The 24,296-nt window shown below is 29.7% G+C and carries 19 protein-coding genes; 4 read left to right on the top strand and 15 right to left on the bottom strand.

Going from position 1 to position 24,296, the window contains the following annotated elements:
* Nucleotides 1–92 precede the first annotated feature (92 nt).
* The 7 genes from PZA12_RS04320 to PZA12_RS04290 all read right to left on the bottom strand — a co-directional run bounded on the left by PZA12_RS04320 (nucleotide 93) and on the right by PZA12_RS04290 (nucleotide 9,310).
* Nucleotides 93–1,127 (bottom strand): U32 family peptidase, encoded by a 1,035-nt coding sequence (locus PZA12_RS04320; protein WP_103698445.1) that lies wholly within the window; start codon nucleotides 1,125–1,127, stop codon nucleotides 93–95.
* Nucleotides 1,128–1,226: 99 nt separating this feature from the next.
* Nucleotides 1,227–2,567: a hypothetical protein gene (locus PZA12_RS04315; protein ID WP_103698444.1), complete on the bottom strand. Its 1,341-nt coding sequence runs from the start codon at nucleotides 2,565–2,567 to the stop codon at nucleotides 1,227–1,229.
* A 437-nt stretch (nucleotides 2,568–3,004) separates the two neighbouring features.
* Nucleotides 3,005–4,645: a glycoside hydrolase family 13 protein gene (locus PZA12_RS04310; protein ID WP_103698443.1), complete on the bottom strand. Its 1,641-nt coding sequence runs from the start codon at nucleotides 4,643–4,645 to the stop codon at nucleotides 3,005–3,007.
* Between the two features lie 53 nt (nucleotides 4,646–4,698).
* A complete protein-coding gene (locus PZA12_RS04305) occupies nucleotides 4,699–5,523 on the bottom strand; it encodes a carbohydrate ABC transporter permease (RefSeq protein WP_023976566.1) in 825 nt (274 codons plus the stop codon).
* On the bottom strand, nucleotides 5,520–6,383 hold the full coding sequence (locus PZA12_RS04300; protein WP_015395047.1) for a carbohydrate ABC transporter permease: 864 nt from the start codon (nucleotides 6,381–6,383) through the stop codon (nucleotides 5,520–5,522). The genes PZA12_RS04305 and PZA12_RS04300 overlap by 4 nt, the downstream gene beginning before the upstream one ends.
* A gap of 173 nt (nucleotides 6,384–6,556) precedes the next feature.
* Nucleotides 6,557–7,807, bottom strand: coding sequence for an ABC transporter substrate-binding protein (locus PZA12_RS04295; protein ID WP_103698442.1), 1,251 nt, complete (start codon nucleotides 7,805–7,807; stop codon nucleotides 6,557–6,559).
* Nucleotides 7,808–8,284: 477 nt separating this feature from the next.
* Complete coding sequence (locus PZA12_RS04290) at nucleotides 8,285–9,310, bottom strand: LacI family DNA-binding transcriptional regulator (protein WP_103698441.1); 1,026 nt, start codon at nucleotides 9,308–9,310, stop codon at nucleotides 8,285–8,287.
* A gap of 450 nt (nucleotides 9,311–9,760) precedes the next feature.
* Between PZA12_RS04290 and PZA12_RS04285 the strand changes: the two genes are divergently transcribed.
* Complete coding sequence (locus PZA12_RS04285; protein WP_103698440.1) at nucleotides 9,761–11,203, top strand: DUF4317 domain-containing protein; 1,443 nt, start codon at nucleotides 9,761–9,763, stop codon at nucleotides 11,201–11,203.
* 187 nt (nucleotides 11,204–11,390) lie between these two features.
* Here the strand turns inward: PZA12_RS04285 and PZA12_RS04280 are convergent, their stop codons facing one another.
* The 3 genes from PZA12_RS04280 to PZA12_RS04270 all read right to left on the bottom strand — a co-directional run bounded on the left by PZA12_RS04280 (nucleotide 11,391) and on the right by PZA12_RS04270 (nucleotide 15,669).
* Nucleotides 11,391–12,872, bottom strand: coding sequence for an aldehyde dehydrogenase family protein (locus tag PZA12_RS04280; RefSeq protein ID WP_103698460.1), 1,482 nt, complete (start codon nucleotides 12,870–12,872; stop codon nucleotides 11,391–11,393).
* Nucleotides 12,873–13,169: 297 nt separating this feature from the next.
* Entirely contained in the window at nucleotides 13,170–13,946 is a 777-nt protein-coding gene (locus PZA12_RS04275) for a class I SAM-dependent methyltransferase (protein WP_103698459.1), read from the bottom strand.
* 271 nt (nucleotides 13,947–14,217) lie between these two features.
* Nucleotides 14,218–15,669 carry an aldehyde dehydrogenase family protein gene (locus tag PZA12_RS04270; protein ID WP_103698439.1) on the bottom strand — a complete coding sequence of 484 codons (1,452 nt, stop codon included), beginning with the start codon at nucleotides 15,667–15,669 and terminating at the stop codon, nucleotides 14,218–14,220.
* A gap of 97 nt (nucleotides 15,670–15,766) precedes the next feature.
* Here PZA12_RS04270 and PZA12_RS04265 point away from each other — a divergent pair, with 97 nt between their 5' ends.
* Nucleotides 15,767–16,171, top strand: a complete 405-nt coding sequence (locus PZA12_RS04265) for a MerR family transcriptional regulator (protein ID WP_011968071.1) — start codon at nucleotides 15,767–15,769, stop codon at nucleotides 16,169–16,171.
* Between the two features lie 116 nt (nucleotides 16,172–16,287).
* Here the strand turns inward: PZA12_RS04265 and PZA12_RS04260 are convergent, their stop codons facing one another.
* Both PZA12_RS04260 and PZA12_RS04255 read right to left on the bottom strand, forming a co-directional pair.
* On the bottom strand, nucleotides 16,288–16,872 hold the full coding sequence (locus tag PZA12_RS04260; protein ID WP_103698438.1) for a nitroreductase family protein: 585 nt from the start codon (nucleotides 16,870–16,872) through the stop codon (nucleotides 16,288–16,290).
* A gap of 153 nt (nucleotides 16,873–17,025) precedes the next feature.
* A complete protein-coding gene (locus PZA12_RS04255) occupies nucleotides 17,026–18,477 on the bottom strand; it encodes an MFS transporter (RefSeq protein ID WP_103698437.1) in 1,452 nt (483 codons plus the stop codon).
* A 184-nt stretch (nucleotides 18,478–18,661) separates the two neighbouring features.
* Between PZA12_RS04255 and PZA12_RS04250 the strand changes: the two genes are divergently transcribed.
* Nucleotides 18,662–19,534: a LysR family transcriptional regulator gene (locus tag PZA12_RS04250; protein WP_103698436.1), complete on the top strand. Its 873-nt coding sequence runs from the start codon at nucleotides 18,662–18,664 to the stop codon at nucleotides 19,532–19,534.
* Between the two features lie 105 nt (nucleotides 19,535–19,639).
* Here the strand turns inward: PZA12_RS04250 and PZA12_RS04245 are convergent, their stop codons facing one another.
* From PZA12_RS04245 to PZA12_RS04235, 3 genes are all read right to left on the bottom strand, one after another.
* Nucleotides 19,640–20,419 (bottom strand): phage replisome organizer N-terminal domain-containing protein, encoded by a 780-nt coding sequence (locus tag PZA12_RS04245; protein WP_103698435.1) that lies wholly within the window; start codon nucleotides 20,417–20,419, stop codon nucleotides 19,640–19,642.
* A gap of 303 nt (nucleotides 20,420–20,722) precedes the next feature.
* Complete coding sequence (locus tag PZA12_RS04240; protein ID WP_078116044.1) at nucleotides 20,723–21,610, bottom strand: bifunctional helix-turn-helix transcriptional regulator/GNAT family N-acetyltransferase; 888 nt, start codon at nucleotides 21,608–21,610, stop codon at nucleotides 20,723–20,725.
* Nucleotides 21,611–21,821: 211 nt separating this feature from the next.
* On the bottom strand, nucleotides 21,822–22,640 hold the full coding sequence (locus PZA12_RS04235) for a helix-turn-helix domain-containing protein (protein ID WP_103698434.1): 819 nt from the start codon (nucleotides 22,638–22,640) through the stop codon (nucleotides 21,822–21,824).
* A 222-nt stretch (nucleotides 22,641–22,862) separates the two neighbouring features.
* On the opposite strand from PZA12_RS04235, the gene PZA12_RS04230 reads away from it, so the two are divergent.
* Nucleotides 22,863–24,104, top strand: coding sequence for an MFS transporter (locus PZA12_RS04230; RefSeq protein WP_103698433.1), 1,242 nt, complete (start codon nucleotides 22,863–22,865; stop codon nucleotides 24,102–24,104).
* Nucleotides 24,105–24,296: the final 192 nt, after the last annotated feature.

The raw sequence follows: 24,296 nt of genomic DNA, 5'->3' as shown, positions 1-24,296 counted from the left end.
AATTATTATGAAGAATTATTTATCAAATATATATATTAATATTATGTGATAACTTATAAAAGGACTTACCTTTATATGGTGAGTCCTACTTTTTAATAATAACATTGTCCGCTGCATTTGCCATCAAGTAACTTATTTTTTATATATTCTTCATAAGTTTCACTTATTTCAGTATTATCTAATATAGCTATGGCCTTTTTTAGGCTTTTTATATTCTTTTCCATATTCTCAATAGAATTTCCTCTTCCGACTACCTTTAAATGAGTAATGCCAGCTTTCTTTAACTTTTTTAACGAACATAATCCACATCCAGTTTCTCCAATAAAATATGAAACTTCCATTCCATCTTCGCTTTCACTTCCATATTCATTTTCTGGATCAGATTGATTTTCTATATAGAATTCTTCCTTATCCTTGTCATCTATCTCTTTGTAATAAGACTCAATTCTCTTATCAACTTCGCAAAAACTACTCTCATTTTTATCTATTCTTAATAGTTCATATGGGACTTTACACAAATGTATCATTTCATCACAATGTAGGGAGCTGCAAAAAGCACCAGTATAATGGCATCTTTCATTTAAAATAAATGCTTCATATTCAAGATTTTCTACTTCGTTGCTTCTTATACATGATTTCATATCTTCGATTGTATTTTTCCTATGAAATATGTATCGTGATATATTTAGTTTATTGAAAAATCCCATAGAAAGCCGGTTTAGCTCAGCGCATTCTCCACTTAAATGTATTGAGCACTTTATATTCCTTTCCTTTAAATATAATATAAGCGCAATATCTGCTACAATAAAATCATTAAAGCCAATATTTATCAAATCTTTTATTATGTTAGCTATCATTTCATATTGTTCTTCAAGATAGTATAAATAATTAAAAGTTATATTTACTTGTACTTTATAAAAATCAACCATTTTCTTTAGTATTTTCATGTCCTCAAGTGAACTTATTTGAATGTTATAATAAAGTACTTCTCTCCTATTTAAAGGAAATAAACTTCCATATTTTTTGTTCCATTCATAAGGAACATATCCACAGAACACTTCATCTGCTCCAGCCTTTACTAGTTTTATATAATCATCAATACATCCCATTCCTGCTACTATCTTCATTATGTTTTCCTCCTTTCATAGATAGACCTTATATACGTATGTGAAATAGTTACCTATCACCGTTAAACTCTACATAAGTATAAGCTCATATTTCGATATCTATAGAAAATTTAAAACAATTCTATCGATTCCGCTATTTATGTAATACTCTAATTCTTTTGGATTTTTAAGCAAAGTATCATCAAATGTGAATAGCGAATTATATCTTCCAACCATTTTTAAATGCTTTGGATAAGAAAATACATAATCGCTACAATACTTTGGGCAGTCAGTAACAAGTTTCTGATTTCCTCTATCCATAGTTGTACACATTGCATGTAGTGGACAATATTGAGATGTATTTGTTTGATAGAAAGGAATATGCATACTATGGTGCCCATCTGCAACAGAAATTTTATAACCACAATTTTCATATTCATATCGTTCTATTTTACATTCTTTCAAAAACTTCGTAAAAATTGAACTATTAAGACTGTTTGTTGCTATAAGATCTTTATTTTCTAAGTATCCTTTCTTGTAAATATATCTTGGATCTTTTTTTCTCTTATTTAATAAAACGCCTAGTGACAACTTGAAAATATCTATCTTATCTTTAAGTAATTTTAGCATTCCAAAATCATTTACAACAATTTCTATCTTAGTATTATTTTCATTACACCAATTATATACTGCCTCTATTATATCTTTTGTTTTTTCTATATAACACTCTCTCATATATGTAAAACATAATGTTATCTCGAGGCTCTCTTCTTTTGCTTTCTGCATCATACCTTTTAACAATTTCATTTCTGGAAATAAGTTATGACAAAATTCATTTCCAATATAAATCCTGTTAATATCTTTCTTAAATAGCTCATGACTCCCCATAAAATTTTCATTTAAGTAATCCATCTTAAATGTTTGGATATCATTATCCATAAACTTTTTATATAATATATCGTTATCTAAAGAAACAGCTATCTCCACTGAATCAATAATATCTTCATCCCAATCCCCATAATTTACGTTTAACAGCCACTCTTCTTTCTGTTCTAAATAGTCCTTATAAAACTCCTCATCTAGCTTTGCCGGATAATTAACCATTTCCTTTGAAAATTCATTGCCATCACCAAAAGCTTTTAACATAATATAATTTGAATACTTTTTAAAAGCACTTCTTACATTATGTGAGTATTTTTGTGTTTCAATGCTGAAAATATATATTAAACTAAAATCTTCTTTTCTTTTTTCCACTATATTATAATCTTGTATTATAACTTCTTCATATCTGTTTTCATCAAACTTATGAAATGCAACTTTTATACTGCTTATCTTTCCTATTTCGTCAGCCACACGCACTGTCAATTTTTTAGGAGATATTTTTATTATACGTACTTCTCTGTCATCTAATAAACATGTTATGAGTCCTGCTGGCAATAATTCAACTTCTTCTTTTTCCAAAATGATACCTCCTAAACTTTTTCATATACATCTTTAAAAACACTTCATATACCTTATTTTATCTGATCCCACTTAATTCATCAATTTAACTATATGTATTTCAATTGAGTTTCTAGATTCTAATCTTAATTGGACATTAGCTTTCTAGAGTTCTAGATTTAGATTTATTACTGGAATATAGATTCTTAACATTATATCTTTAATGTTATCATAATTGTAATTATTTCAACACAAACAATAACCCCTCGACTATTTAATTAACCGAGGGGTAAATTCCTATTTAATTTAAATTAACTTTCAAAATTTCATAGCTATACGCTCTATAGATCTAAAAACTAAAATTTAGTACTTTCAGCGAAATTTTCATATTCTTGCGGAACAACAATATTTCTACTTTCGATTGATTATCCCATAGCTCTAAATTTAATGTTGTTCATCTATAATACAAACTTATAAATTCTAGATTCATATGGCTTAAGCTCTATACTATCAATCCAATCATCTTCATTAACATTATAATTTGAAATTAAAAGTTCTTTAGATTTAAATTCAAATTTTCTTTCAAGTACAAACTCTGTCTCATTTCCTGTAAAGTTACATATAACTAGTAACATTTCATTTTCTAAAGTTCTTGTATATGCAAATATTTCTTTGTTTTCTTCTAACATCAATTCATATTTTCCGTATACAACTACTGGATTTGATTTTCTTATTTTTATTAGTTTTTTATAATAATTGAATATAGAATTTTCATCTTTTAATTGCGATTCAGCATTTATTTCTTTGTAATTAGGATTTACTTTTAGCCAAGGCTGTCCACTTGTGAACCCTGCATTTTGACTATCATCCCATTGCATTGGAGTACGGGCATTATCTCTACCTTTTGTATATATAGATAACATTATCTCCTCATGAGTATAACCTTGTTTTTTTCTTTCATTATACATGTTTAAAGTTTCTATGTCCTTATAATCCTCTAATGATTCAAATCTTACATTTGTCATACCAAGCTCTTCACCTTGATATATATATGGAGTCCCCTTCATTCCATGTAATAATGTAGCAAGCATTTTCGCACTTTCTACCCTATATTCTTTATCATTCCCCCACCTTGAAACTATTCTTGGCACGTCATGATTATTCCAGAATAAACTATTCCAGCCTGTGCCTTCTAGCTCTACTTGCCATCTAGATAATGCCTTCTTTAAATCTAATAATTCTAACGGCTTTAAATCCCATTTTTCTTTACCTGGCTGTTGATCTAATAAAATGTGCTCAAATTGAAATATCATGCTAAGTTCACTATCATCTGGATTTGAATATTTCTTAGCTATTTCTGTAGTACATCCCCAAGTCTCTCCAACTGTTAGTAAATCTTTGCCGCCGAATGTCTTCTTATTCATTTCTCTAATATATTCATGGAGTTTTGGACCATTATGCGTAACTTTTTTATCTGGAATCTTTCCTATAAGTTCAATTACATCCATTCTAAATCCGCCAATACCTTTATCAATCCAGAAGTTCATCATTTTATAAATTCTATTGCGCACCTCTTCATTTTCCCAGTTCAAATCTGGCTGTTTTTTACTAAATAAATGTAAGTAATACTGCCCTGTAGTTTCATCATATTGCCATGCACTACCACTAAATGTTGATCTTAAATCATTTGGTTCTTCTCCATTTACTGGATCTCTCCATATATAATAATCTCTATAAGGATTATCTTTTGATTTCTTAGCTTCGATGAACCATTTATGTTCGTCTGAAGTATGGTTTACAACTAAATCCATAAGAATTTTTATTCCTCTTTTATTTCCTTCCTTAATAAGATCATCCATATCTTCCATTGTTCCAAATTCATCCATTATGTCTTCATAATCGCTTATATCATATCCATTATCATCGTTTGGTGATTTATATACTGGAGATAACCATATTACATCTATCCCCAATTCTTTCAAGTAATCTAACTTCTCTATTATTCCTCTTAAATCTCCAATTCCATCTCCATTAGAATCATTAAAACTCCTAGGATATACCTGATAAACGACACTTTCTTTCCACCATTTTTTATCCATGACTTATTCTCCTTTTAATATTACTTATTTTATTTCGTTTAAATGCATTTTTATTATTTAACAGCTCCAGTTACAATGCCATTTCTTATCCATTTTTGCGCAAAGATGTATACTATAAACATTGGTAATAATGCTAGCAAGTATGACGCAAAAGCCAGATTATAATTTGTAGTAAATTGAGACTGGAATACGTATTGAACTAAAGGCAATGTAGCCATCTCTGGCTTACCTAAGATGATAAGTGGCAACATGAAATCATTCCATGTCCACAAACAAGTAGTAATTGCAACCGTAGCATTAATAGGTTTTAGTAAAGGGAAAATTATTCTCCAAAATACTTGGAATGTAGAAGCACCATCTATTGTTGCTGCTTCTTCAAGTGAAACTGGAATTGATTTAATATAACCTGAATATAAAAATATATTAAAAGGTAATCCAAATACAACGTATAAGCATATTATTCCAATTATATTATCCATATTTAGCATATTTACTTGCTTTACAAGAGGAAGCATAATTATTGGAAATGGTACAAACATAGCACTCAAAAAGTAATAGTATAATGCATTAAAAAACTTTTTCTTTCTATTTCTAGCTATGGCATATGAAACCAAAGAATTTGAAAGTATTGTAAGAATTAATACCGAAATTGTTATTGTTAAACTGTTTTTTAGAGCATCAAAGAAATTTGTCATTTCAATGGCTTCAGTAAAATTTTCAAAACGTAATGACTTTGGAAATGATAAAGCACTTGGTACCATATCTTGTGGAGATTTTACAGCTATTAATATGGTTAGATACAATGGAAATATTATAGCCACCAAAGCTCCTGCTATCATAAGCGTAGTTACTATCCAATTGGTTTTGTTTCTCCTCATAGTACTTTTTCCTCCCTCTTTTCAAGGACTCTAAGCTGAAATAATGATATTGCTACAATTACGATGAAGTAAATAACAGCATTTGCAGATTGATAAGCAAAACTTCCTTGGTTAAATCCTCCGTTATAAATTACATAAGATATTGACTGAGTAACAGTTCCAGGTCCTCCTCCTGTCATAGCTACAACCTGATCAAATACCATTAAAAATCCTTTCATACATAAAACCATGTTAATTGTGAAAAAGGGTGCTATTAATGGAAATGTTATGCTTTTAAATCTTTGCCATGAACTAGCGCCATCAATATCACAGGCTTCGTAAACATCAGTATCAATTGTCTGAAGTCCAGATAAATATATTATTGTATTAAAGGCTATTGATTGCCATGCTGCTACAAACACTATTCCAAGCCATGCAAGCTTTTCATCACCTAATATGTTTTTACTAAGCATAGAAATGTTCATAGTCTCTCCAATGTTTGGTATAACATGAGCAAATACAAAATTAAATATAAATGCCACTATTAAAGTTCCTAATATATTAGGAATAAAATATATTGACTTTAAAGTATTTTGAAATTTGATTTTTGAGTTTAAACCTACAGCAATTAAAAGACTTAATATGTTTACTATAATTGTAGTTATAATTGCAAATTTGAAAGTAAAAATGTACGCATGCATAACATTACTATCTTGAAATACTGCAATATAGTTTTTTAATCCAACAAAACTCCAGTCACCATATCCTTTTGAATTGGTAAAACTATAAAATACACCTTCTAAAAGAGATAATGTATGAAATATAAAGAATAACAAAACTGCTGGTATAGTCATAATATAAAAAGCTTTTTTCTTTTTCAAAACCTTCAGCCCCCTATTATTTTTTCATTTGACAAATAAATATTATTAACATATAACATAGGTTGTCCTAAAATTAGTCTATTTTCCTAAAAATATTATTTTTCATGTTTATCAATAAATATCAAGCTACAGCCATCTTTTAGGACATCCTTATGCCTTTTATTTTGTCTTATTTATTGCTTGCTATTAGCTTTATCATATTCAGTATCAAGTTGTTTTAAAAATTCTGCCTTATCTTTTTTACTATAGAACCCTTGAACTAAACTTGCTGCATCAAATGAGCTTGGATAGTAGTGATCAGGGAAAACGCCAATTTTTCCATTTTTAAAGCTTTCTTGTACATCTGTTACACTTTGATCATCTTGTGTCACATCTTTAACTGCAGAAAATGCAAATTGATCTTTTATATATTTTTGAGCATTCTCCTTTTGAGTCATAAATTCTATGAATTTTTTTGCTTCATCAGAGTGTTTTGACTTACTTGTTATTCCAAAAAACACATCTATACCAGATATTATATTATTTTTAGATGGATCATTACTTGCAGGTAATGGGAACATTCCTATATTTATATTAGGATTTGCTTTTTTTATTTCACTAATAGCCCAGTTTCCTTGTAAATACATTGCTGATTTACCTTGTGCAAAGGCTGCATTACCATCATTGTATGATACTCCTAAAATATCTTCTTGCCCAAGAGTTCCTATAGTCTCCATTTTGTCCACTATTTCTCCATGTGTAGCTTCAAAAGTTGTTTTTCCTGCTTTTTTATCAGCTAAGAAATTACTAGGCTCCAAGTCACTAGCTATAACATTCCAGAAACACATTCCAGTCCACGCATCTTTAAGTGTCAAATAAAGTGGTAATTGGCCTGCATCTTTAATCTTTTTCGATACAGCCATAAATTCATCCCATGTTTTAGGAATTTGCAATCCTAGCTTTGAAAATATATCTTTATTGTATAGAACGCCATCAGCATTAGTAGCATATGGAACTCCATATATTTTTCCATTATCATTACTTGCTATGCCATGAAGCATATCTAAATATGGTTTTTGTATGTTTTCAAGAATGCCATCATTAGTAAGATCAACAAGGGCATTTGCATCTACTAGTGCACCATAGTTTACATCTGCACCTAACGATACTAGATCAGGCATATCATTTTTAGCAAGTCTTGTTTTTAAAACAGTACCAGCATTTGCAGGTGAATTAATTGAAATTTCAATATTAGGATTCTTTTCTTGAAATTCATTTGCTAATGATTGTAATATTGTTTTATTTTCTGCCTTAGTCGAAAATAACTCTAATTTTACTTTTCCATTTTCTGTGCTGCCTCCCTTAGAACCACATCCTGCTAATAATGAAGTTCCAATTACTGCACTAATAGTAATTGACATTAGTAATTTTAATTTTTTATTCATTTCTCTTCCCCCTACTTTATAATTTCAGTATACGATTACATAGATTTAATATTATATTAACTATACTATTTTAGGTGTATCAGCCTTAAAAAGTACATTTTAATATCTTTTTTTACTTACTAATACTTAATCGTTTACGTAAACTATAAAAATTTACGTAATATTTTTCTCAACTCTTATATGAAATTATATTACAAAGCTTTGAACTTATAATGTATATAGAAACTTGTAATATAGCTTCATATTATTTTATAAATAATCACTAAAATCTTATATTCCTATAATAATTTATATATATTACAATTCACAATGTACATTTCACAATTCACAATTACGGCTAAAATTCTTGCAATATTTTTAGAATTATGATGAAGAATTATTTTTTGCAATATATATATTACTATTAATTTCCTACATTTCAGTCACAATTGAGCACTTAGTATACTAGAACTTTAAATAAACATTTATTAATGCAACTTATATATTTTTAATTTTTTTAACTGTTTCTCTTTCTATAATTTCAAATGGCATTATTATGCTTTCAACTTTTTCGTTGTTAGATATTCTTTTTATTAACATTTCAACAGACTTTTTCCCCATATCGTATAAAGGTTGTGCTACTGTTGTTAAAGGTGGGTATGACATCTCAGCTATATTTGTGTTATCATAACCTACTATAGATAGATCATCTGGTACTTTTAAACCATTCTTATGTGCTACTGATAATGCTCCAACAGCACAATCATCAGATGCCGCAAAAACAGCTGTAAATTTCTCACCTGTCTTTAGAAGTTCATTCATCCCTTCAACCCCATCTATAAAGCCAAACCCTTTTTCTTTAATAAGATTTTTCTTTATGGATATGTTATTATCTCTTAATGCTTGTAAAAATCCATTTAAACGTGGCACTCCTGCTATAGGGTCTTCAGTCGGTCCAGATATAATTGCTATCTCTTTATGGCCATTTTCAATTAAATATGATGTTGCTGAATAAGCAGCTTGATAATCATCAACCTTAACATAAGGCAATGAATACTTGTACGATAATCCTGAAACAAGAACTGTTGGAATATGTGAGTCTATTATTCTTTTGCATAAAGTATCATCTGGAGGTATGCTGCAAACAATTAATCCATCTACCTGTCTTTCAGATAATACCTGAAGATATTCTGACATTCTCTCCCACTTATCTCCACCATTACAGATTATAACGCTGTAATTATTGCGTTGCGCAAAATCTTCTATTCCATTTAAAATTTCTACATAATATGTAGTGCTTATCTTAGGACGTAACACTCCAATAGTTCGTGTTTCTTTAACCTTGAGATTTCTTGCAATAGCATTTCTTTGATAACCAAGTTCATCCATAGCTTCAATTACTTTTTTTCTAGTCTCTTCTGAATAACCATCTAGATTATTTATTATCCTAGAAACTGTGGCAACAGAAACATTGGATTTCTTAGCGACATCTTTAATTGTGGGTCTTTTAATATTACTAATCATAACATATTCCTCTTTTTCAGTAAACGTTTAAGTAATTAAATCTTATCATAATTGGTTTTAATTGTCTATATATTCGTATAATATTTTTTATATTTTTAATTCCTATATAAAATTAGCTATGTTTATATTATACGTTTACTCAAATATAAACGCTTAAATCTTCTTACAAAATATGGCTTTAAACTTCACTTAATATCTTGCAGAGCTATCCATTCAACACTATACTATATTATGTGAAGTATTTTTGGCATGTGCTAAAGCGTATTCAAAATAGCAGTCAATAGCCAGTCTATTTTATATAGAGTCCAGACTCTTAAAATACAAAATCTATAAGAAATTACGAGTTTCTAAAGAGAATGTTTTAGAGTCCAAGTATAAAATATTCACAGCAAATTTGGACATGTTATTTCATGTATCTAATAAAAACTCGGCGAAATGAGAGGGAGATTTATGAACAAAAAAGATATATTAGAATTAAAAAGACGTTTAAAAAAAGATGACTGTACTTTTACTAAAATGTGTGGTTGTTATGTAGATGGTCAAAAAGATATTGTATTAAAATTTAAAGAAACTTTTTTAAATCTAAGAGAGGAAGAATTCTTTAAATATTTAGAAATTGCCAAGAAAACACTATCTGGAACAGTTGGAAATAACATTCTTGAACTTAACTTTCCTCTTGATGAAGAAGGCATAGGTGGCAGACAGCTTTCCTTAATGGAGCTAAAAAAAAGTAAATTAAAAGATGATTCTATGCTCGATAGCTTTTATAAAATGATTATAAATAGTTATGAATATACTGGTAACTTTCTAATACTCGTTTTTCACGATGCCTATGATGTTATGACAAAAACTACGGATAACTCAAAATTAGATGAATCTGAAGAGGTATATGAATATATATTATGTGCAATCTGTCCAGTATCACTTTCAAAACCAGCTCTTGGATATCTTGAAGATGAAAATCGAATTGGAGCTCGTATTAGAGATTGGGTAGTTGGTCCACCAGACCTTGGATTTGTATTTCCAGCATTTATAGATCGTAGTACTGATATTCATTCTATTATGTATTACACAAAAGATGCAAAAGATCCTCATCCTGAATTTATGGAGGAAGCTTTAGGTTGTAGTTCAAAACAAACAGCTACAGAGCAAAAAGAAACATTCCAAAATATAATTCGTAAAGCTGTTGGAAGTGATGATGAAAAATCAGAGCATTTATTTATGGAAATTCAAGAAACTCTCAATACTATAGTAGATGATCATACTACTGTTAACGGCAAAAATGCTGAACCTATAGTTTTGAGTAATGATAATATTCAAGATATTTTAATCGAAAGTGGAGTTCCTGAAGAGATCACTGCAAAGATTGAAAAATCATATACAGAAGCATTTGGAGATACTCCGCCTGTAGCAGAAAATTTAATTGATAAAAAAGCACTTGCAGCAAATGAACAAAGAAAAAAGGAAGAAAAACTTGAAAAGAAAGTACGAATATTAGAAGAAAGACTTGAAAAGACAAAACTGGATGCTTTAGCAGATTCAGAGAAAGAAGCTGCTTTAGAATCAGAAACTGAATCAGCTTTGAATAAGATCTTAGATTCAGAGCCTAATTCTGCTTTAAAGACAGAATCTGATACCATCTTAGAAGTGGCTTCTGACTCTAATTTAGATGAAAATCTTGATTCAGAAACAGCATCTGATGCAAATAATACTGAAAACTCTGAAATAGAAACTGAGGTTAGTGATGCTCCAAATTATGATATTGTACTTAATGTAAAACCTCAAAAAGTATCTCAAATAAAATCACAAATAATAGACGGAAAGAAATGTATTATAATTCCTATAGATGATGATGAACAAGCTAAAGTAAATGGCGTTAATGCTTTGCTTTAACTGACTGTAAATAATACTTTTCTCATTTAAATAGCCATAAAGATCCTGATTAAGGGTCTTTATGGCTATTATAATCTGTATATAATTCAATAATGAGTTCACATTTAAAATTCAGAAAGTTATATACCTTATTAAACCTAAAATATAGGGGCTTGATTCTAATACATATAATATGATTCAATATTCATTACTTTATATACATTCCACCAGGAGTTTCTGATAAATTAACTATGATATTTTTCTTTTGAGTATACGCTTCTAGTATAACTTTGTGAGTTTCCCTGCCTATACCAGATTCTTTGTATCCACCAAATGTTGCACCTGCTGGGAAAGTATTATAAGTGTTAACCCATATACGTCCAGTCCTTATTCCTTTAGCAACTCTTATAGCACGATTTAAGTTAGTAGTAAATACTCCACCACCTAAACCATATTCACTATCATTTGCCATAGCAATGACTTCTTCTTCTGTCTTAAATTTAATTACAACTCCAACTGGCCCAAATATTTCTTCTCTAGCTACTCTCATATCATTAGTGACATCTGTAAGTAAAGTAGGTTTCATAAAGTATCCATTCTTAGCATCACCCTCGATGAATCTTTCCCCTCCTGTCGCTACTTTTGCTCCTTCTTGTTTACCTATTTCTATATATTTAAGAATTTTTTTAAGTTGAGATTCACTAACTTGCGCTCCCATTTGAGTATTAGGATCTAATGGGTTTCCAACTTTAACTTTTTCAAAAGCAGCAATTGCTTTTTCCATAAATTCATCATAAAAATCTTCTTGTACAAATATTCTAGAACCTGCAGAGCAAACTTGTCCTTGGTTAAATAAAATTCCCAATTGAATACCTTCTAATGCAATGTCCATATTTGCATCACTAAAGAAAATATTAGCTGACTTTCCTCCAAGCTCTAAAGTTGCAGGAATAATACGTTTAGCCGCAGCAAGTCCAATTTGTCTTCCAACTTCTGTAGATCCTGTAAATGCTAATTTATCAAGACATTCATGATTTTGTAAATATTCACCACTCTTTGATCCTTTTCCTGTAATAATGTTAATTACACCACTAGGAACAATACTTTGTATTAGTTTCATAAGCTCTAATACGCTCAATGAAGTAGTACTTGATGGCTTAAATACTGAAACATCTCCAGCTGCTAACACTGGGGCTAACTTCCAAGCCGCCATTAAGAATGGAAAATTCCAAGGGACTATTTGCCCTACAACACCAATTGGCTCACTTAATATTAAATTTAAAGTATTTTCATCTATCATTGTTGCAGAACCCTCATCAGCACGAATAACACCTGCAAAATATCTAAAGTGATCTGCTGCTAATGGAATATCTGCTCCTGTTGTCTCTCTAATTGGTTTTCCATTATCTAAAGTTTCTACTGTAGCTAAGTATTCTGCATTTTCTTTAATAATATCAGCAATTTTATTTAATATATTTGCTCTTTCTACAACAGTAGTTTTGCTCCATGTAACAAAGGCTTGTCTTGCAGAATTAACAGCATCATCTACATCTTTTTCTGTAGCATCTGCAATCTCAGCTAAAAATTCCCCATTAGCTGGATTATAAGTCTTTATTGTAGCTCCATCTGAAGCATCTCTCCATTCTCCATTGATAAATAATCTATATCTATTTTCTAATTTAACATTCATAATAAACACCTTTTTTCCTCATATAATCGATCTTTTATAATTTTATTATAGCACTAAATTAATTGTATTCAATATAAAATAATTATTTAACAATAATAATTATCCATATAATTATTGGTAAATATTTAAATTACATGGTGTTCCTGTATAATATTATAAAATTTTTTTATTTAAAGACAAAAAAGTATAATATAAAACAAACACTTTGTTAAGAATTTATTTTATATTATACCTTTCATATTTGAAAAAGGTGCTATATTTATTTCTTATTAATAATTAAAATTTAACTCTCTTTTCCTATTCCTTTATTAAAATGTCTAATGTATGTGCACTTGCTCCAAGCAACTCTGGTCTTTCACATGTAGAAAAATGATAGTTAATAAAAAGCTTAAATGTCTCTTCATCCATAGCATTTAAAACAGATCTCATGTAATTCGCTGGCCCATCTGCTGAAATTAATTTTATCCTTTTTAGTCTTACTTCTTCATTTAACTTATTGATATCTTCAATCCTTACATAATCATATAAATCTTTTGGTTCAGATATAACATGAAAATCATCAGTAAGCTTTCCATTTTTAATAGATGAACGAATATTATTTTCCTTAAAACCATATGTTATTACGCTATATTCATTCATACAATAAGCTACTAAGATAACTCCTCCAACCTTTGTTACTCTCTTCGCCTCTTGTAAGGCTTTTGCTTTATCCTGAAAATTGTATAAGTGATACATCGGTCCAAATACCAATGTCATATCAAATGTATTTTCTTCAAATCTTGATAAATCTAATGCTGTCCCTTGATATGCTTTTACTGAACTTCCTTTTGATTTTAAAATACCCAGATTATGCTTTACAAGCTCAATTGCTGTGACATCATACCCCTCATTTGCTAGCTCCACAGAGTATCTTCCTGTTCCAGCACCAACATCTAAAATTTTGGAACCATTATTCTTTTCTAGATACTCATGAATATATTTCATAGAAGTTAAGAACTCAACTTGTGCATATTTTCTAGTTAATCTTTTATCCTCACAAAATTTATTATAGTATTTCTCTAATTCCATTGTCATCTCTTTACGTTCCTCACCTATCATTTATTAGAAATTATTAAATATAAATATTAATTTCTTTCCTGATTTCTAACAACTATTATACTATATATTGCAACTATTAAAAATATAGATTTATTCTTTAAACATCTATGAATAAAGGTAATCCCACAAGAATCTAATTTCGAGATTCTTGTGGGGTTATAATGAAATAGAAACACTCTTTTTACAAATACACAACTATTATAAATCTAATTAGTAGTGAAATTACTAATTATGCCATATAAATTCTTTATTTAATATTCTCATTAGAAACTATTATGGTTTTAGGTTCTAGATGTTCTTGAAGTCCGTATATGCCGCATTCTCTACCAATTCCAGATTGTTTAAATCCACCAAATGGTGCTTTCATCTCAAGCATAACATCATTTATATAAATTGTTCCTGCAGCGATTTGAGAAGCAATTTGATTTGCCTTTTCTATGTTAGAAGAACTTATATATGCCCCTAAACCATATACTGTGTCATTTGCAATTTCTACGGCTTCTTCTTCGGTTCTATAAGTCAAAATAGATAAAACTGGGCCAAATATTTCTTCTCTAGCAATAGTCATATCTCTAGTTACATTTGCAAAAACTGTTGGCTTTACAAAATTGCCATTCTCCAATCCTTCAGGATGCCCTTCTCCTCCAACTATCAGTTCAGCACCTTCTTCTATACCAATCTTAATGTAACGTTGAACATTATTATAGTGATTTTCATTTATCATAGGCCCTATAAACGTATCCTCTTCCCATGGATATCCTACCTTGGTATTTTCAACAGCTTTTTTAATAAGCTCTTTAACTTCACTAAGACGATGTTCTGGAACCAATAGTCGGCTTCCAGCAATACACATTTGTCCATTATTTCCAAAGCAACTCATAATTGCACGTGGAATAGCTTTTGTAAAATCAGCGTCATCAAGAATTATATTAGGTGATTTCCCTCCCAATTCAAGAATGACTCTTTTCATGGTATCAACAGCACCATGATGAATAATTTTAGCAGTTTTAGTAGAACCAGTAAAAGAAATCATTGCAACATCTGGATTACGAGTTAATTCAGCACCGACCGAACCTCCTAGGCCATTAACTATATTAATTACACCTGATGGTATTCCTGCTTCATGGAAACATTCAGCCAAAATTTGAGTTTGGATAGCGCAAAATTCACTAGGTTTTATAACTACTGTGCATCCTGTTGAAATAGCTGTAGCTACTTTTATAGCTATCTGGGAATTGTTTGCGTTCCAAGGGGTAATCAAAGCAATTACTCCTACAGGTTCAAGGACAACCTTGGCTTTACCAATATACTTAGTGAACTCAAACTCTTCCATCACTTCCTTAGCCCAAAGAAAACTATTAGCAGTAAGTTGAGTTCTGCCTGCTGCTGCCTTAACTGCCGCACCATATTCTTCTACGCATGCTTGAGTTAACTCATCAGCCCTCGAGATTACAGCATCATATAACCTTTTAAGCATATCACTTCGCTCTTCTAATGTAGTTTTTGAGAATGTTTTAAATGCTTCTTTAGCAGCTGCAATAGCCTTTTGTGTATCAACCTCATTTCCTAAGATTACACGTCCAATTATTTCTTTTGTTGAAGGATTTATAATATCCATTGATTCTGTTCCATTAGGTTTTATAAATTCTCCATTAATGTAAATTTTGTCAATTACTTTAATATTTTCATTATTATTCATTCCCTTGCCTCCAAATTGAATTTCATATTTCTATATGCTATAATCACTTTAATACATTCAAGTAACTTTAAGTCAAGAAATTTTAGGAGATTTTTTTATGGAAAATTTTATTTATGGATCCGACCCCAAATATACAATCAATGAAGTTTCTAAAATAACTAAACTATCCAAGCCTACTATCCGTTATTATGAAGATATCGGATTACTCCAAGGAATAGCTCGAGATAAGAATAATATTCGTTTATTTTCTGATGATCAAATTATGAGATTACGAATGATTCAATGTATGCGAAGTACAGGAATGGGAATTGATCTAATTCGCCATTATATTGATCTATCTAATGAAGATAAAATGGGACTTAAAGAACGTTATTCCATTGTTTTAGAACAAGAGGAAATACTTTTAGCAAAAAAGGAAGAGATTGAAAGACAATTAGCTTTCATTGAACATAAAAAACATACTCTAAAGGAAAAGCATAATAATAAAAAAATCACCCACTAAAATCTAAACTTTAGATTTTAGTGGATGGTATGAAGTTAATGTAAAGTTCAAATTACTAAACCAACTATTAATTGATTTGATGATATTTTATAAGTCAATATAAATATAATTCCCTATTATCTTATAATTGTCACTGTATTTTCCTTCAATATTTTTTTCTCTGGCTTAATACCATCTATATAACCAATACAAATAGACCCACAAACCTTATGTTTTTCTGAAATTCCTAAGCGTGTAAGTAACTTTCTTACATTTTCATCATTGTCAAACCATGTTAATTGATTTATCCAACATGCTCCAAGTTCCAAGTAATTTGCGGCTAAAAGCATATTTTCTATAGCACAAGCACTATCTGCCATTGCATTACTATAGTTAGACTCATTCGATACTATAATCAATGTTGGAGCGTTGTAATAAAAATTGTAGTCATCTTTCTTCGATGCAACTTTACCTGCTTTTTTACTTTTATAGGTATTTTCATCAACTTCAAGCTTTTCAAAAGCTTCTTTAATATATCCATTTAACTCTAAAAGAATTTCTTTATTTTGAACTACAGTAAATTGCCATGTTTGAGAGTTACCTCCACTTGGTGCATGTTTTGCTGAATCTAAGATTGTAAATAGTTCCTCATCTTTTATTTGTTCCTTTTTGTATTTTCTTATACTTCTTCTTGATTTTATATTTTCAATTACATTTTCCATATTAATCCTCCCTTTTAATAATTATATTCTAAGTCTAATTCAAATAAAATGCTAATCTTGGATATTAGAAAAGTGATTAAAACCTTGCAATCAATTTTCTTTGCCTATTTAATGATATCTAAAGATATAAATTAATAAATAACGTACCATAACCTATGCCATATCAACTCTTTCTTTAATATTCTCTCCTCTTTTAGAATATAAAAGAAATAAACTTAACCCTAGTGCAACTACAAAGAAAATTGTAAAAAATCTGAAACCGGAATCTATAGACTTAACTAAATTTCCACTTATATTTACATTAGCAAAGCTTCCCATACCTATAATTGCCTTAGAGACTACATCCGCAGGTATAATAACTTCTATTGTTAATATGGCTAATGTCTGACTTAATGCTTTACCAACATTCATTATAGTATAATGCATCCCTGATGCTGAACCAGATTGTTCTTTAGGCACTGCTGACAATACAGTTTTCGCTAACGACGGCCAAGCTAGGCCATTTGCTATTGATAATAATATTAGTGGTGTAACTATAGCTTTAACTGATAGCTCTCCCCCAAGATTTCCAAGAAAGAATATTCCTATAATAAGAAACACAATTCCAAATGTAAGAGTCTTTAATGATCCGATATTATCTACAAGTTTACCTGCAAACGGACCCAATATAAGCTGTGGTACAGATAGTGAAATCATCAATAGCCCTGACATAGTTGGACTTAAATGTAATGCACTTTGCAAATATATACTCAACAATAAAGGTAATGAAAAATATGCAATACAATAAAATAATGTAATTACAAGTCCAATTGAATAATTTCTGTACAGGAGCAGCTTGAAATTAAATAATGGATTTTCTACGCGTAATTCTGTGATTATAAATGCAACCCATAATAAAATTGTAACTATACATAGCCCTAAAGTTTTATATGATACCCATCCTAATGATTGTCCTTCTGAAAGTACTATCATCGTTAATATTAAACCTAAGCTAAATGTTAATATCCCAATCCAGTCATTTTTTTGATTAATATTAGGTTTAGTCTCTTCCATTACTAAAAATGCTCCAATTATGCAAAGAAGTACAAAAGGTACTGTAATAAAGAATATTGATCTCCAACCAAAGCTGCTAATTAGAGCACCACCAGCTACTGGTCCAATTATTGCTCCAATAACCCATGAAGTAGCATTAATACTCAAGGCTAGCCCAAGCTCATTACTATGAAAAGTCTTAATTATAGTTGGAGTTGCAGTTGCCATTGCTAATGCTGCTCCACCTCCTTGAATTAGCCTATATAAATTTAAAGTCAATCCTGAGTCTGCAATTCCACAAAGTATTGTACCAACTGCAAAAATTATAAGTCCTAACACGAAAATACGCTTTGTTCCAACTGTATCTGCCCATTTTCCAGCAGGCAATATTAAAACTGTACTTGCAATAATGTAACCAGTAATTATCCACAATCCAGTAGTTACTGAAATATTTAATCCTTCCATCATATTAGGCAAACCTATTATTACAATAGTAGAATCTAAATTTGTAATAAATGAAACTAATGTAACAACAAGTAGAATGCTCCATTTGTGTGATTTAGAATTTGTCATATAATCTCCTTATTTATAAATGGAATAAATTTTCGAGTGTAGATAACCCCTTATATGATTAATCCCATCGAAGCCATTTAATTTTGTTTTCTATACATAGTTTACAAGAGATTATATATCATGTAAAATGATTATATAAGATATCAAGATTCACTTTTAGTGATTTATATATTGGAGTGATAAAATGGAAAGTAGTGAATTAAGAATTTTCAGAGCTGTTGCTCAAGCAGGCAGCATAACAAAGGCTGCGCAGGCTCTGGGATATGTTCAATCTAATGTTACAGCTAGAATTCAACAATTAGAGTCTGATTTAAATACACAACTCTTTTATAGACAGCGGGGTATGATTTTAACTCCTACAGGTGAGAAATTACTAGCTTATGCCGAAAAAATCATTTATTTATTGGATGAAGCTGATAAAGCCTTAAATGATTGTTGCGATCCTTCAGGAAGTTTATCAATTGGTGCTGTTCACACAGTATCTGCAATACGTCTTCCTGAAATCTTATCTCAGTATCATAAAGCTTACCCTAAAGTCGATCTATCTCTTATAACAAGTCAATCAGATGAACTTATTTATAAAATAAAACATTTCCAGTTAGATGGTGCTTTTGTCAAAGCTCAATCCTTTAGCGATGAAAATATCGTAAGTGAACTTGTAGTCGAAGAAACCTTAGTACTAATATCAAATCCTAAATATGATAATATAGAAGATCTATATTCAAAACCATTTTTGATGAGTACAGCAGGATGCCCTAATAGAACACAACTTGAAAACTGGCTTAAATCTAAAGGCGTTCATAATATTCGATATATGGAATTTAATAATTTAACTTCTATTATTGAAGGCGTTATTGCTGATCTTGGTGCATCATTTGTACCAAAGTCCACTATTGAAGATTATGAAAAGAAAGGACTTCTAAAATCATTCTCAGTGCCCGATAAATATAACACTACAAAAACATTTTTTATAAGGCGGAAAGATTCTTTAATGACTAACTCACTTTCAAAATTCATTGAAATGACCGAGCTAAATACACCATATAAAAGAACTTAAAATATTAGCTGAATTCCTCATGAAAAATCAAAATTTCGTGGGGAATAGTTATGACTCCAACCCTTGCACGTAAATCAAATATTAAGTCGTATTTTTCTTTTTAAGCTAAAAAGAAAACTCACTAAATACACTTTCGCCTTTACCTAAAGGCTTCCTATCCCCTTCATAAAAACCGAATTCATCATCCTCCTCGTCGGTAACCTGAATATCAGTATTTTTCCTTACATCTTTCTTTGACTTCTTATTTTTATTCATTATTAAAGGTACAGGGATATGGTCTTTCAGTCCGCTATTAATTTTTCCCGTGCTTATTATGTTCTTATTATCGCTGATTCCTGCATTTTTAATTTCTATGTTATTCTTAGTCTCACCGGTATTCTCTATATCACCCGCATTGTTATCTTTCCGCTGTTGCTTTTCAATAATTTCATTGCCAATCTCTTCTTCACCATCATGTTTTTCATCATAGATATTTTCAACACTTTTAGTCTCTTCGCTTTTTAACTTACTATCCTTTTTACTCATTTTTTCTTTATCCTCAGTGATATCTTTTACCTTTGTTTTGATATTTTGATGCTTTGCAAAATTCTTTACTTTATAAATATTTTCTTCAACAACTTCGACCATTTCTAAATCTATAAATGTATCTAATGCCAATTTTACTTGATTTTCATCTCTATTAAATTCTATAGCTAAAGTCTTTAATGTATATGGAATGTTCTTTGACATATATAAGTTGCCATCTAGATTAACTCTCCCAGCTAAAATTACAATTCTAGTCCAAATATAATAAATAACATCTCTTTCTGGCATTCTATCTATTATTTTAAATTTTGTATCCTCATACATATCAACTCTGAATCTTACATATCTTCTCTCTTTCATCTTAATTGCTCCTCCTAAAAATTTTTATTTTTCTATTCTTTTCAATTAAGATATATGTCCCAATTCATAAAATAACATAATATTTATAAATTTTTTTCTATAACTTTAAAAAAACTAAAATAACTCACGAAAATCAAAATGTTAGATTTTCATGAGTTTCACTGCTGAGTTAATCGCTAACTAAGTTTGCCTCATAAATTATGTTCAAACTAGTTTCATATAAAAAGGATAATTTTTATGATTTAGTTAGTAATATTGCCTTTAAAATAATCTTTTGCTACTAAATTAAATTGATGCTTTTCTTTAATTACATCTCTTAATAAAATTATTTTTACTTAATATTATTGGAGTTACAGGTTCACCATAAAAATCTTCTGCCTCTCCAATTACTTTGCATTCAAATTTCATTAACATATTTAGAGTTGCATCTCTTGCTTCAATGTAAATTTCGTCAGTATAAGAATTAAAAATTTCTTTTAATGAAGCTATAGCAAGCTTTTGACCTATTCCTATGCCTCTCAATCTTTTATCAACGGCAAATCTTCCCCAATGCCATTTGTCTTTTTCTTTCCATGCTGATACTACGCCAATAATATCTTCTCCCACTCTTGCGCACCACCAAATTGGTTTTAAATTTTCACTCACTGGAACCAATTCTGCTGGAATACTTTGCTCATTAGTAAATACTTCTGTTGCTAATTTAATTGCTTCTTTTATATAATTTTCAGAAATTCTTTCTATTAATATTCTAGAATCATTCTTCTTGAGATTGTTTTTTAATGCAAGAACGCGAAATAATCTAAATGCTCCTACAATATTTTCTGTATCCTCACTATCACCTAAATTTAAAATATCATTAATAAATTTATTTGCTTCATGGTCTCCACTATTTATAGCCTCAATACCTAATGGAAGAATACAAATATCTTTCATTCTTTTATCAGCTTCAGATTTCTTCAGCTCCAAATAATTTTTAGCCTCCAGATTATTAAGTATCCTGCTTAATGAAGCCTTATCAATACCCAAATTTATTAGCAATTCATTAAAAGGAGTTTTTCCATTTTGTTTTATGTAATTTAATATATGAGCTTGAGCTAGTGTCAATTCAGAATTTAAGCAATTGTGATTAAGCAGCCCTAATTCTCTCACAATTAATCTTACCTCTTTTCTAATTATCTCTTCGTTTCTCATATTCGCCTCCAAATTAATTGATATTATCAACAATTATAACTCACTTCCGTTTTTGTTACAAGTTAACTTTATAAATCAATTTATAATTTACAGAGCTTTTATGACTATTACTGGAAAGAAATAACGTGATACATTATTCTGAATTCTTGTGCTAAAAATATGGCATAATTATGATTCCATTAAGAGCAATAAGCTTAATGATAAATATTATTTATTCTAAGATAAGCTGTTTTAATTTATTTTTCGTGTCATCATCTATAGGCATTTGAATGGTGATACTTGCTCCCTCTATTTCTGTGGACCTAAATGAAATATAACTTAAGTATAAATCCCCTACTAAAGGATGATGCAAAAGTTTTTGACCTTCTGGTGTTCCCATAATACCTTGATTATTCCACCATTTATTAAATAGAGGATCTTTTTCATTTAATTCATTTATAATTGCATTTATTGTATTATCATTCTCATAATAGCCGTAATTTGCTCTCAATTGTTCAACACGCAATTTAGAATGCCCTTCCCAATTATCTAACAGTTCTTTTAGATAATCATCATTAAAAGCTCTCCAAACCGAGTTTCTTTCTTTTTCATTCATTTCTTCATAATTACCATAAACTTTTAGTGCCGCCATATTCCATCCAATCATTGTTAATTTACTATCAGTAACATAAGCTATACTTGGATTTTGATTGTCTAAGAATTTTTGTAATGTATTAGAAATAGTAACAGCTGCAAAGTCTTCTACAGGTAATTTCTTATCTGATAAATTAAATAAATATATTTTTTCTTCATTATTTAATTGCAAAACTCTACTCAAGGAAAGTAACACATCTATTGATGGATTAACATCTTGTCCTTGTTCAATACGCACATACCAGTCAATACTTACTCCAGCTAAATCAGCGACTTCCTCTCTCTTTAATCCTTTCACCCTTCTTTTTTTATCAAATTTGAGTCCAAATTGTTCTGGTCTTAATGTGGATCTTTTCTTTTTTAAAAATAATCCAAGTTCTTTGTTTTTAGATATCATTATTACCGCCCCATCTCTATTCATATAAACTTTATTATTATATATGTTGTAATTCACAATGCACATTTCACAATTGCGGCTAAAATTCTTGCAATATTTTTAGAATTATGATTAAGGTCTGCTAAACATAGTATTATTAATCATATGATAACTTAGGTTCTATTTAAAATAATACTTTCATTATACACTATCTTCATAAGCTATAGAGAGGAAGATGTGAAAATGAATAAAGCTTTAGAAAACAAAAATTTTTCAAACAAATTATTATTAATTTTATCAATTATTTGTGCAATTATAGTAGCTAATTTGTACTACGATCAAGTTTTATTGACCAATATTTCCAATGATTTTTTTATGCCTGCTTCATCATCTGGTAAGCTTGTAACAGCTATACAGATGGGCTATACAATGGGATTGTTGTTCATTGTTCCACTAGGAGACAGGTATAGTAGAAAACTATTAGTCATTTTAAGTATTATTTGTTCAGCTATATTATTATATTTAATGACTTTAGTCTCTACCTTTAATTTAATAGTAATTGTAGGCTTTTTTATGGGGATTTCAAGTGTTTCGGCACAGCTTATAATCCCATTTGTTTCGTCAAATATTTCGTCAGAAAAACGAGGTATAATAGTTGGTCACTTATTAACCGGAGTATTTCTTGGAGTTTTACTCGGTAGAGTTCTAGGTGGAGTTCTAGGCCAATTAATTGGCTGGAGAGGAGTACATGAATTTGCAGCAATAGTTCTATTAATTTTTGCAGTATACTTATTTTATTCTCTCCCAAAGGATAATGTAGAAAAGGAAAGTTCATATAAAAATATCATACTATCTTTACCTCCATTATTAAAAAAAGAAAAAGTATTAAGAGAAACAATAGTTTTTGGTGCTGCTGCCTTTTGTGCCTTTAATATTTTCTGGGTCTCATTGTCCTTTATTTTAGAAAGTTCTCCTTATAATTATGGAAGTGCAATAGTTGGACTCTTCGGCTTTTTAGGTATAGCAGGTGCGTTAGCCGCTGGATTTTCTGGAAAACTTACAAATAGCAAAAAAGTAAGCTTATGGAACCTTTTTGCTTTAGCTATAATGTTTATCTCTTTTTTAATCTTAGGTATAGGCTGGTCTAAACTTATAATTATAATTCTTGTGACCTTTACTTTAGATGTTGGTTCAAGAATGAATATGTCTTTAAACCAAGGACGTATTTATAAACTTAGTCTCCAAAATCACAGTAGATTAAATTCCCTTTACATGGTTGGATATTACTTAGGTGGGTCCCTTGGTTCATGGATAAGTACCTCTGTATATCATTCATTTGGTGTTATTGGAATTACAATTGCAAGTTGCAGTGTACTTTTACTAGCGTGTGTTTATTATTTAATCACTAATAATCTTTTAAATAGAGAAAATAACACTAAATCCTCAAGTGCATTTACCTCTAAAAATCAACCAACTCATCAGTAATTTGTGAAATGCTTCAAAATATAATACAAAAATAACAAGCTGATATTCCTAAAAAAATTATTTAGTAGTAATACTGCCATGACTATTTATCCTATGATAATTTATCATCTATTTAAAAGAATTCTTTAATTGTATAATGGATTAAAAAGAATTTACTTTCATTATATTTATGATTTCTAGTGAAGATATAAA

This window comes from Clostridium beijerinckii, assembly GCF_036699995.1.
GTDB lineage: Bacteria > Bacillota > Clostridia > Clostridiales > Clostridiaceae > Clostridium > Clostridium helianthi.
Note: the sequence above shows the minus strand (reverse complement) of the source record. Positions and strands in the feature narration are given on the sequence as shown.